Consider the following 9362-nt stretch of genomic DNA (forward strand, 5'->3'; position numbering starts at 1 on the left):
GTGAACGTGGGACAGGCGGTGATCTTCCTGGGGCCTCCGGGGGCGGGTAAGGGCACCCAGGCCTCGAGGCTTGCCGAGGAGCTTGGCTTCAAGAAGCTCTCCACGGGGGACATCCTCCGGGACCACGTGGCCCGGGGGACCCCTTTGGGCGAGCGGGTGAGGCCCATCATGGAGCGGGGGGACCTGGTCCCCGACGACCTCATCCTGGAGCTTATCCGGGAGGAGTTGGCCGAGCGGGTGATCTTTGACGGCTTTCCCCGCACCCTGGCCCAGGCCGAGGCCTTGGACCGCCTCCTCGCGGAGACGGGCACAAGGCTTCTCGGGGTGGTCCTGGTGGAGGTTCCTGAGGAGGAGCTCGTCCGGCGCATCCTCAGGCGGGCCGAGCTCGAGGGCCGCTCCGACGACAACGAGGAGACCGTGAGGCGCCGCCTCGAGGTCTACCGGGAGAAAACCGAGCCCCTGGTGGGCTACTATGCGGCCAGGGGGGTGCTGAAGCGGGTGGACGGGCTCGGCACCCCGGACGAGGTGTACGAGCGGATCCGGGCGGCGTTAGGGATCTGATGGCCATCAAGCTGAAAAGCCCCTGGGAGATTGAGCGCATGCGGGAGGCGGGGGCCCTCCTCACCGAGGTGGTGGAGGAGGTGGCCCGCCACGTGGAGCCCGGCGTCTCCACCTGGGAGCTGGACCAGATCGCCTACGAGGCGATCCGCAAGCGTAAGGCCAAGCCCGCCTTCCTCGGCCTCTACGGCTTCCCCGCCACCCTTTGCACCTCGGTGAACGAGGTGGTGGTCCACGGCATCCCCTCCAAGGAGCCCCTGAAGGAAGGGGATATCCTCTCCGTGGACGTGGGCCTCATCTACCAGGGGTTCGCCGCCGACATGGCCCGCACCTTTCCCGTGGGCCGGGTCTCGCCGGAGGCGGAGAGGCTCATCCGGGACACGGAGGCCGCCTTCTGGGAGGGGATGAAGTACCTGCGCCCGGGCTTCCGCCTCGGCGACGTGGGCCACGCCATCCAGACCTTCTTGGAGAGCCGGGGCTACGGAGTGGTCCGGGAGTTCGTGGGGCACGGGGTGGGCCGGGAGATCCACGAGGACCCCCAGGTGCCGAACTTCGGCAAGCCCGGGACCGGGCCCAAGATCCGCCCCGGGATGACCCTGGCCCTCGAGCCCATGGTCACCTTGAGGCCAGCCCCTGTGGTAATATTGGAAGATGGCTGGACGGCGAGCGCCGGCCGAGGCAACCTCGCCGCCCATTACGAGAACACCGTCCTGGTGACGGAAGAAGGTCCCGAGCTTCTCACCGGGGTCGCCCTGGCGCGGGCCGAGTAGGGAGGGGTATGGCGAAGGAGAAGGACACCATTCGGACGGAGGGCGTGGTCACCGAGGCGTTGCCCAACGCCACCTTTCGCGTGAAGCTGGACTCGGGGCCGGAGATTTTGGCCTACATCTCGGGCAAGATGCGGATGCACTACATCCGCATCCTCCCCGGGGACCGGGTGGTGGTGGAGATCACCCCCTACGACCCCACGCGGGGCCGGATCGTTTACCGCAAGTAGGAGGCAGGCATGAAGGTGCGCGCGTCGGTCAAGAGGATCTGCGACAAGTGCAAGGTGATCCGCCGGCACGGGCGGGTCTACGTCATCTGCGAGAACCCCAAGCATAAGCAGCGGCAGGGTTAGGGAGGAGGACTGTGGCGAGGATCGCAGGGGTAGAGATTCCCAGGAACAAGCGGGTGGACGTCGCCCTCACCTACATCTACGGCATCGGCAAGGCCCGGGCCAAGGAGGCCCTGGAGAAGACGGGGATCAACCCCGCCACCCGGGTGAAGGACCTCACGGAGGCGGAGGTGGTCCGCCTCCGGGAGTACGTGGAGAACACCTGGAAGCTGGAGGGGGAGCTCAGGGCCGAGGTGGCGGCCAACATCAAGCGCCTCATGGACATCGGCTGCTACCGGGGCCTCCGGCATCGGCGGGGGCTGCCGGTTCGGGGCCAGCGGACCCGCACCAACGCCCGCACCCGCAAGGGGCCCCGCAAGACGGTGCCGGGCAAGAAGAAGGCCCCGAGGAAGTGAGCCTAAGGGCCAGAGGATACTCCGGAGAGGGAGAGTATGGCCAAGAAGCCGAGCAAGAAAAAGGTCAAGCGGCAGGTGGCGAGCGGTCGCGCCTACATCCACGCCTCCTACAACAACACCATCGTCACCATCACCGACCCGGACGGCAACCCCATCACCTGGTCTTCGGGCGGCGTCATCGGCTACAAGGGAAGCCGTAAGGGCACCCCTTACGCCGCCCAGCTCGCGGCCCTGGACGCCGCCAAGAAGGCCATGGCCTACGGCATGCAGAGCGTGGACGTGATCGTGCGGGGCACCGGGGCGGGCCGGGAGCAGGCCATAAGGGCCCTCCAGGCCTCCGGCCTCCAGGTGAAGTCCATCGTGGACGACACCCCCGTCCCCCACAACGGCTGCAGGCCCAAGAAGAAGTTCCGTAAGGCTTCCTAGAAGGAGTGAGCGATGGGTCGTTACATTGGTCCAGTTTGCCGTCTTTGCCGCCGGGAAGGCGTGAAGCTCTACCTCAAGGGGGAGCGGTGCTACAGCCCCAAGTGCGCCATGGAGCGCCGCCCCTACCCCCCTGGGCAGCACGGGCAGAAGCGGGCGCGCCGCCCCTCCGACTACGCGGTGCGGCTTAGGGAGAAGCAGAAGCTTCGCCGGATCTACGGCATCTCTGAGCGCCAGTTCCGCAACCTGTTTGAGGAGGCGAGCAAGAAGAAGGGCGTCACCGGCTCCGTCTTCCTTGGGCTTTTGGAGTCCCGCCTGGACAACGTGGTCTACCGGCTGGGCTTCGCCGTAAGCCGCCGCCAAGCCCGCCAGCTGGTGCGCCACGGGCACATCACCGTGAACGGGCGCCGGGTGGACCTCCCCTCCTACCGGGTCCGGCCCGGGGACGAGATCGCCGTGGCCGAGAAGAGCCGCAACCTCGAGCTCATCCGCCAGAACCTCGAGGCCATGAAGGGCCGGAAGGTGGGCCCTTGGCTCTCCCTGGACGTGGAGGGCATGAAGGGCAAGTTCCTCCGCCTGCCTGACCGGGAGGACCTGGCCCTGCCCGTGAACGAGCAGCTGGTGATTGAGTTTTACTCCAGGTAAGCCCCTGGAAGGAGGCGTATGTTGGATTCCAAGCTCAAGGCCCCGGTCTTCACGGTGCGCACCCAGGGGCGGGAGTACGGGGAGTTCGTCCTGGAGCCCCTGGAGCGGGGTTTCGGCGTCACCCTGGGAAACCCCCTGCGGCGCATCCTCCTTTCCTCCATCCCCGGGACCGCGGTCACCAGCGTCTACATTGAGGACGTCCTCCACGAGTTCTCCACCATCCCCGGGGTCAAGGAGGACGTGGTGGAGATCATCCTCAACCTCAAGGAGCTGGTGGTCCGGTTCCTGAACCCCAGCCTCCAGACCGTGACCCTCCTCCTCAAGGCCGAGGGCCCCAAGGAGGTGAAGGCGCGGGACTTCCTTCCCGTGGCCGACGTGGAGATCATGAACCCCGACCTCCACATCGCCACCCTGGAGGAGGGGGGGCGGCTCAACATGGAGGTCCGGGTGGACCGGGGGGTGGGGTACGTCCCGGCGGAGAAGCACGGCATCAAGGACCGGATCAACGCCATCCCGGTGGACGCCGTCTTCTCCCCGGTGCGCCGCGTGGCCTTCCAGGTGGAGGACACCCGCCTGGGACAGCGCACCGACCTGGATAAGCTCACCCTCAGGATCTGGACCGACGGCTCCGTCACCCCCCTCGAGGCCCTGAACCAGGCGGTGGAGATCCTCCGGGAGCACCTCGCCTACTTCTCCAACCCCCAGGCGGCCGCCGTGGCGGCCCCCGAGGAGGCCAAGGAGCCCGAGGCGCTGCCAAAGCAGGAGGAGCTGGACCTGCCCTTGGAGGAGCTCGGCCTCTCCACCCGGGTGCTCCACAGCCTCAAGGAGGAGGGCATTGAGTCCATTCGGGCCCTTCTTGCCCTCAACCTCAAGGACCTGAAGAACATCCCCGGGATTGGGGAGCGGAGCCTGGAGGAGATCAAGGAAGCCCTGGAGAAGAAGGGCTTCACCCTGAAGGAGTGAGACCATGCGCCACCTGAAGTCCGGACGTAAGCTGAACCGCCACTCTTCCCACCGCTTGGCCCTTTACCGCAACCAGGCGAAAAGCCTCCTCACCCACGGCCGCATCACCACCACCGTGCCCAAGGCCAAGGAGCTCAGGGGGTTTGTGGACCACCTCATCCACCTGGCCAAGCGGGGCGACCTCCACGCCCGCAGGCTGGTCCTTAGGGACCTCCAGGACGTGAAGCTGGTGCGGAAGCTCTTTGACGAGATCGCCCCCCGCTACCGGGACCGCCAGGGGGGGTACACCCGGGTCCTCAAGCTGGCGGAGCGCCGGCGGGGGGACGGGGCGCCTCTTGCCCTGGTGGAGCTCGTGGAGTAGCCCCGCCGGGACCGGCCCCCCGGAGCCTCGGCCCGGGGGGCTTTGCGCCACCTTGGGCTCGCGCGGCGTAGGGGCTTTTCCCCGAGGGTCCGCACGTCGGTGCGCAGACGAGGTGCGGGCGCTTAGCCTCCGGGGCCCTGCTTGCGCTCGCCCAGGAGGCGCAGGATCTGGTCCTCGAGCTCCCCGATGTAGGCGGCGAGGGTGTTCCCGTGCTTCTCCAGGGTTTCCACCACTTCCTGCTTCAGGGCCCTAAGCTCCTCGCGCTCCGCCTCCCTTAGGGCCTGGAACTCCCCTTCCAGGTAGCGGCGGAGTTCGGTGAAGCGGCTTTGCTCCGCGTCCTCCGCGAGCTTTTTGTAGTGGAGGAGTTCCCGGGCATACCGCCGCACCTCCAGGAGGGCGGCGGTCTCGAGGCCGAGGGTGAAGAGGAGGTAGAGGAGGGTCGCCACCCCTAAGGCCACGAGGAGGACCAGGCCCAAGGGGGCCTCCACCCGGGTGATAAGAACCCCAGGGAGAGGGGGGCCGTCCGGGTGACCTCCGGCCAGTTGAGCCAGGCGAAGAGGCCGCCCAGGACCAGGACGAGAAGGGCGAAAGAGGTGCGCGCTCCCATAGAGCCTCCAATAACGCCTGGGCCGATTATACACTTGTCCCATGGGCTACCTTTACGTCCTGCTGGCGGCGTTTCTTTGGGGCCTCATCGGGCCTTTAAGCCGTATGGCCTTCCAGGAGGGGCTTACCCCTTTGACGGTGGCCTTCTACCGGGCGCTTTTGAGCTGGATCCTCTTTCTGGCCCACGCGGCCCGGACGGGAGGCCTTCGGGTGGCGCCCCGGGACCTGCCCGTCTTTCCCCTCTTCGGCCTTCTGGGGGTGGCCCTCTTCTACGGGGCCTACCAGCTCGCCGTCCTCTACGGGGGGGCGGCCTTGGCCTCGGTTCTCCTCTACACTGCTCCCGCCTGGGTGGCCCTCCTCTCCTGGGCCTTCCTCCGGGAGCCCCCCACGGCCAGGTCCTGGGGGGCGGTGGCCTTGACCCTCCTCGGGGTGGGGCTTTTGGGCCTGGGCGGGGGGAGCGAGGTGCGCTTCGGGGTGCGGGCCTTCCTCTTCGGCTTGGCCTCCGGATTCTTCTACGCCCTTCACTACCTTCTCGGCAAGCTTTACCTCGGCCACTACACCACCCCCACCTTCTTCGCCTACGCCCTGCCCGTGGCCGCCTTGGCCCTTGCGCCCTGGGCGGAGTTCGGCCCCTTGACCCCCCGGGCGCTTGGCGCCCTCCTGGCCCTCAGCTTCTTTTCCACCTACGGGGCCTACCTCGCCTTTTACGCCGGCCTCAGGCGGCTTCCCGCCACCGTGGCCAGCGTGGTGGCCACCTTGGAGCCCGTGGTGGCCGTGGTCCTCGCCTACCTGCTCTTCGGCGAGGTCCTTTCGCCCTTGGGCTATTTCGGGGCTTTGCTCGTGATCCTGGCGGTGCTTCTTGCGGTGCGGCGCTAGCCAAGGAGGCCCTCCACGAAGGGCCGCCAGTCCGGGGGGACCTCCTTGAGGTCCAAGAGGAAGAGGGGGACCTTTGGGGGCTTCGGGGGGCGGAGGAGGCGCATCCCCGCCTCCTCGGGGGTGCGGTCCCCCTTCCTGAGGTTGCAGCTGCGGCAGGCGGCCACCAGGTTGTCCCAGGTGCTCTTGCCCCCGCGGCTTTTGGGGAGGACGTGGTCCACGGTGAGCTCCCCGCCCTTTTGGCCGCAGTACTGGCAGGTGTAGCGGTCGCGCCGGAGGACGTTTCTGCGGTTCAAGGGAACGCGCCCCGGCCTGCGGCGGACCATGCGCTTGAGGCGGACCACGCTGGGGACGGGGATCCGGGTGGAGGGGGTGTGGAGGTAGAGGCCGCTTTCCGAGACCATCTCCGCCCCGCCCCCGAGGACGAGGAGCACGGCCCGCTTGATGCTGGCCAGGCCCAGGACCTCGTAGGCGGCGTTGAGGACCAGGACCCGTGGGGCGTCCAGGTTCACGGCCTCAGCTTAGCACAGGGGTGTGCTATGCTAGCGGCAAAGAGGGGGCTTCTATGGGACCTTTTCTGACGCGTATGCTCGCCCTCGGGCTCCTTTCTGGGGCGGCCTTGGCCCAGGGCGTTCAAGCCTGGCTGGAGAGGGGGGAGCGCCTCCTGGCGGAGGGGGCCTACGCGGAGGCCGTGGCCGCCTTTGAGGAGGTGCTGCGCCAGGACTACGGCCAGTTCCGGGCCCACCTGGGCCTCGGCGTGGCCTTGGTGCGGCTTGGCCGGCTGGAAGAGGCCCGGTTCGCCTTTGACCAGATGACCCGGGTCTTCCCGGACCGGTACGAGGGGCACTTCAACCTGGGCCAGGTCTACCTCCGCCTGGGGGAGGCGGGAAAGGCGGCCGAGGCCTTCGCCAAAGCGGCCGCCATCGCTCCCCAGGAGGAGGCCTACCTCGCCTGGTCCGGGGTCCTCCTCCAGGAGGGGAAGGCCAAGGAGGCGGCGGCCATTCTGGAGCAGGGCCTTTCCCCGGAGCGGAGCCCCGCCTACCGCCTCGCCCTGGCCCAGGCCCTCTACGCCGCTGGGGAGCGGGAGGCGGCGGTGCCCCACCTGTACGCCGTGCTCAACCGGGAGCCCGGCCGGGCGGAGGCCTGGGACCTCCTCGTCCGGGTGCTGGCGGAGGTGGGGCTTACGGACCGGGCGCGCCGGGAGGTGGAGCGGGGCCTCGAGGCGCTCCAGGATCCCAAGGGGAAGGCCCTCCTCCTCCTGCGCAAGGGGACCCTGGTGGAAGCCCCCGAGCCCGTTTGGCGGGAGGCCTTGGCCCTGGACCCGGACCTTTGGCAGGCCGCCTACCTCCTGGGCCGGCGCCGGCTTGAGGCGGGGGACCTGAAGGAGGGGCTCCGCTGGCTCCGGGAGGCCTACGCAAAGGGCCAGGATCCCGAGGTGGCCTTGGCCTTGGCGGCCGCCTACCTCAAGGCCAAGGATTACGCCAACGCTTACCGTTACGCCAAAGAGGCTGGGCCTGCCGGGGCCTTCCTCCAGGCCCAGGCGGCCCAAGGCCTGGGACGGCGGCAGGAGGCCCTAAAGCTCCTCGAGGGGCTCGCCTCCCCCCAGGCCCTGGCCTTGCGGGGAAGCCTCCTCTTGGAGGAGGGCCAGGCCGAGGAGGCGGTGGCGGCCCTCCAGGCCGCCTACGAGGCCACCCGCGACCCCCAGGTGGGGGTAAACCTGGGGGCGGCCCTCGTCCTTGCCAAGCGCTTCGGCCAGGCGGAGCTCGTGCTGCGCGAGGTCCTGGTCAAGGACGCCTCCTCTGCCGCCGCCTGGTACAACCTGGGCCTGGTCCTCAGGGGCTTGGGCCGCCAAGCGGAGGCCGACCGGGCCCTGAGGCAGGCGGCCGCCTTGGGCTCGAGGGAGGCCCGGGCCCTTCTCGGGAGGTAGGATGCGCTGGCTGAGGGAGAACTGGTTGGACTTTCTCATCTTCGTCCTCATCGCCGTGGTGGCGTTGGGCGTGGTCCTTTACCTCGTGGGCCTAAACCCCTTCGCTGCGCGCCCCGCCCCGCCCCCGCCCCCGGCTCCGCAGGCGCCTGCGGCCCCGGCGCCCGGCCTTGCCGGCGAGGCCCCCGCGGAGGCGCCCGTGGTCACCGTCCTGCCCTTGCCCGAGGCCCCGCCCGCCCCTTCCCCGGGGGAGGCCTTGGGGCGCGCGCCCGCTTCGGCGCCTTCGCCTTCGGAGCCCGCCCGGCCTAGCGCCGGCGCGGCCTCCCCGCCCGCAAGCCCTGGGGGGGTCTACCGGGTGGCGGTGGGGGCCTTCGCCAACCCTGAGAACGCCGCCAGGTTGCGCCAGACGCTGGCGGACCGGGGCTACCCCGCACGGCTGGAGCCCGCCGGAAGCCTCACGCGGGTGGTGCTGGGCCCCTACGCCACCGAGGCGGAGGCCAGGAGGGTGGCCGAGGCCCTCCGGGACTACGCCCCCCAGGTCTACCGGGGGGAGGGCCCGGCGCCCCTCTCTCCCGAGCGGGTCTACCTCCAGGTGGGGGCCTTCCAGAAGCGGGAAAACGCCCTCGCCTTGGCGGAGAAGCTCCGTGGGCTGGGGTTCAGCGTGGTCCTGAGCGAGGACGGCCTGCACCGGGTGCGGGTGGGCCCCGTGCCCGTGGGCCAGGTGGACGAGGTGAAGGCCCGGCTCAAGGCGCTGGGCCTCGAGGCCTTGGAGGTGCGATGAAGGTCCCCGAAGCGGCCATCAGCCGTTTGATCACCTACCTCCGCATCCTGGAGGAGCTGGAGGCCCAGGGGGTTCATCGGACGAGCTCCGAGCAGCTTGGGGAGCTCGCCCAGGTCACGGCCTTCCAGGTGCGGAAGGACCTCTCCTACTTCGGCTCCTACGGCACCCGGGGGGTGGGGTACACCGTCCCCGTCCTCAAGCGGGAGCTCCGCCACATCCTGGGGCTCAACCGCAAGTGGGGCCTGTGCATCGTGGGCATGGGCCGGCTCGGGAGCGCCCTCGCCGACTACCCGGGGTTCGGGGAGAGCTTTGAGCTCAGGGGCTTCTTTGACGTGGACCCGGAGAAGGTGGGCCGCCCGGTGCGGGGCGGGGTGATTGAGCCCGTGGACCTCCTGCCCCAACGGGTGCCGGGGCGCATTGAGATCGCCCTCCTCACCGTGCCCCGGGAGGCGGCCCAGAAGGCGGCGGACCTGTTGGTGGCGGCGGGGATTAAGGGGATCCTAAACTTCGCCCCGGTGGTCCTCGAGGTGCCCAAGGAGGTGGCGGTGGAGAACGTGGACTTCTTGGCGGGGCTCACGCGGCTTTCTTTTGCTATACTCAATCCCAAGTGGCGGGAAGAGATGATGGGGTGAGCGAGGTGGTTTATGCGGCGTATATGGGTCAGGTTCCTTGGCGGTCTGGTCCTTGTGGCCTTGGGGGGATGTGGCAACTTCTTC

14 protein-coding genes and 1 pseudogene are annotated in these 9362 nt (G+C 69.1%); 13 read left to right on the forward strand and 2 right to left on the reverse strand.

The annotated features are described in order from the left end of the window. Genes TthTMY_RS01390 through rplQ form a run of 9 tightly spaced genes read left to right on the forward strand, consistent with a single transcriptional unit; the run spans position 1 to position 4462 of the window. Positions 1–561 carry an adenylate kinase gene (locus TthTMY_RS01390; protein ID WP_096411650.1) on the forward strand — a complete coding sequence of 187 codons (561 nt, stop codon included), beginning with the start codon at positions 1–3 and terminating at the stop codon, positions 559–561. Beyond that, positions 561–1328, forward strand: a complete 768-nt coding sequence (map, locus tag TthTMY_RS01395) for a type I methionyl aminopeptidase (protein ID WP_096411651.1) — start codon at positions 561–563, stop codon at positions 1326–1328. The genes TthTMY_RS01390 and map overlap by 1 nt, the downstream gene beginning before the upstream one ends. An 8-nt stretch (positions 1329–1336) precedes the next feature. Continuing rightward, entirely contained in the window at positions 1337–1555 is a 219-nt protein-coding gene (gene infA / locus TthTMY_RS01400; protein ID WP_008633373.1) for a translation initiation factor IF-1, read from the forward strand. 9 nt (positions 1556–1564) lie between these two features. Beyond that, positions 1565–1678, forward strand: coding sequence for a 50S ribosomal protein L36 (gene rpmJ, locus TthTMY_RS01405; RefSeq protein WP_008633370.1), 114 nt, complete (start codon positions 1565–1567; stop codon positions 1676–1678). Between the two features lie 11 nt (positions 1679–1689). Next, positions 1690–2070: a 30S ribosomal protein S13 gene (gene rpsM / locus TthTMY_RS01410; protein ID WP_096411653.1), complete on the forward strand. Its 381-nt coding sequence runs from the start codon at positions 1690–1692 to the stop codon at positions 2068–2070. Positions 2071–2106: 36 nt separating this feature from the next. Then, complete coding sequence (gene rpsK, locus TthTMY_RS01415) at positions 2107–2496, forward strand: 30S ribosomal protein S11 (RefSeq protein WP_008633365.1); 390 nt, start codon at positions 2107–2109, stop codon at positions 2494–2496. Between the two features lie 12 nt (positions 2497–2508). Continuing rightward, complete coding sequence (gene rpsD / locus TthTMY_RS01420) at positions 2509–3138, forward strand: 30S ribosomal protein S4 (protein WP_011173699.1); 630 nt, start codon at positions 2509–2511, stop codon at positions 3136–3138. Between the two features lie 18 nt (positions 3139–3156). Then, positions 3157–4101, forward strand: coding sequence for a DNA-directed RNA polymerase subunit alpha (locus TthTMY_RS01425; RefSeq protein WP_096411655.1), 945 nt, complete (start codon positions 3157–3159; stop codon positions 4099–4101). A 4-nt stretch (positions 4102–4105) separates the two neighbouring features. After that, complete coding sequence (gene rplQ / locus TthTMY_RS01430) at positions 4106–4462, forward strand: 50S ribosomal protein L17 (RefSeq protein WP_008633358.1); 357 nt, start codon at positions 4106–4108, stop codon at positions 4460–4462. 122 nt (positions 4463–4584) lie between these two features. Here rplQ and TthTMY_RS01435 read toward each other — a convergent pair. Continuing rightward, positions 4585–5069, reverse strand: a pseudogene (locus TthTMY_RS01435) (DNA cytosine methyltransferase). 41 nt (positions 5070–5110) lie between these two features. Here TthTMY_RS01435 and TthTMY_RS01440 point away from each other — a divergent pair. Continuing rightward, entirely contained in the window at positions 5111–5944 is an 834-nt protein-coding gene (locus tag TthTMY_RS01440) for a DMT family transporter (protein WP_096411658.1), read from the forward strand. Here the strand turns inward: TthTMY_RS01440 and TthTMY_RS01445 are convergent. Next, a complete protein-coding gene (locus TthTMY_RS01445) occupies positions 5941–6453 on the reverse strand; it encodes an HNH endonuclease (protein ID WP_223903341.1) in 513 nt (170 codons plus the stop codon). The two genes, TthTMY_RS01440 and TthTMY_RS01445, sit on opposite strands and share 4 nt — an antisense overlap. Before the next feature lie 53 nt (positions 6454–6506). Here TthTMY_RS01445 and TthTMY_RS01450 point away from each other — a divergent pair, with 53 nt between their 5' ends. The 3 genes from TthTMY_RS01450 to TthTMY_RS01460 are packed head-to-tail and all read left to right on the forward strand — an operon-like array spanning position 6507 to position 9278. Beyond that, positions 6507–7868: a tetratricopeptide repeat protein gene (locus tag TthTMY_RS01450; RefSeq protein WP_096411660.1), complete on the forward strand. Its 1362-nt coding sequence runs from the start codon at positions 6507–6509 to the stop codon at positions 7866–7868. A 1-nt stretch (position 7869) separates the two neighbouring features. Beyond that, the gene (locus TthTMY_RS01455; RefSeq protein WP_096411662.1) at positions 7870–8646 is read left to right on the forward strand and encodes an SPOR domain-containing protein; all 777 of its coding nucleotides are present in this window, start codon (positions 7870–7872) and stop codon (positions 8644–8646) included. Beyond that, complete coding sequence (locus tag TthTMY_RS01460; RefSeq protein ID WP_096411664.1) at positions 8643–9278, forward strand: redox-sensing transcriptional repressor Rex; 636 nt, start codon at positions 8643–8645, stop codon at positions 9276–9278. Before TthTMY_RS01455 ends, TthTMY_RS01460 begins: the two co-directional genes overlap by 4 nt. Positions 9279–9362: the final 84 nt, after the last annotated feature.

Origin of the sequence: Thermus thermophilus (genome assembly GCF_019974155.1) — a bacterium.
Classification (GTDB): domain Bacteria; phylum Deinococcota; class Deinococci; order Deinococcales; family Thermaceae; genus Thermus; species Thermus thermophilus_C.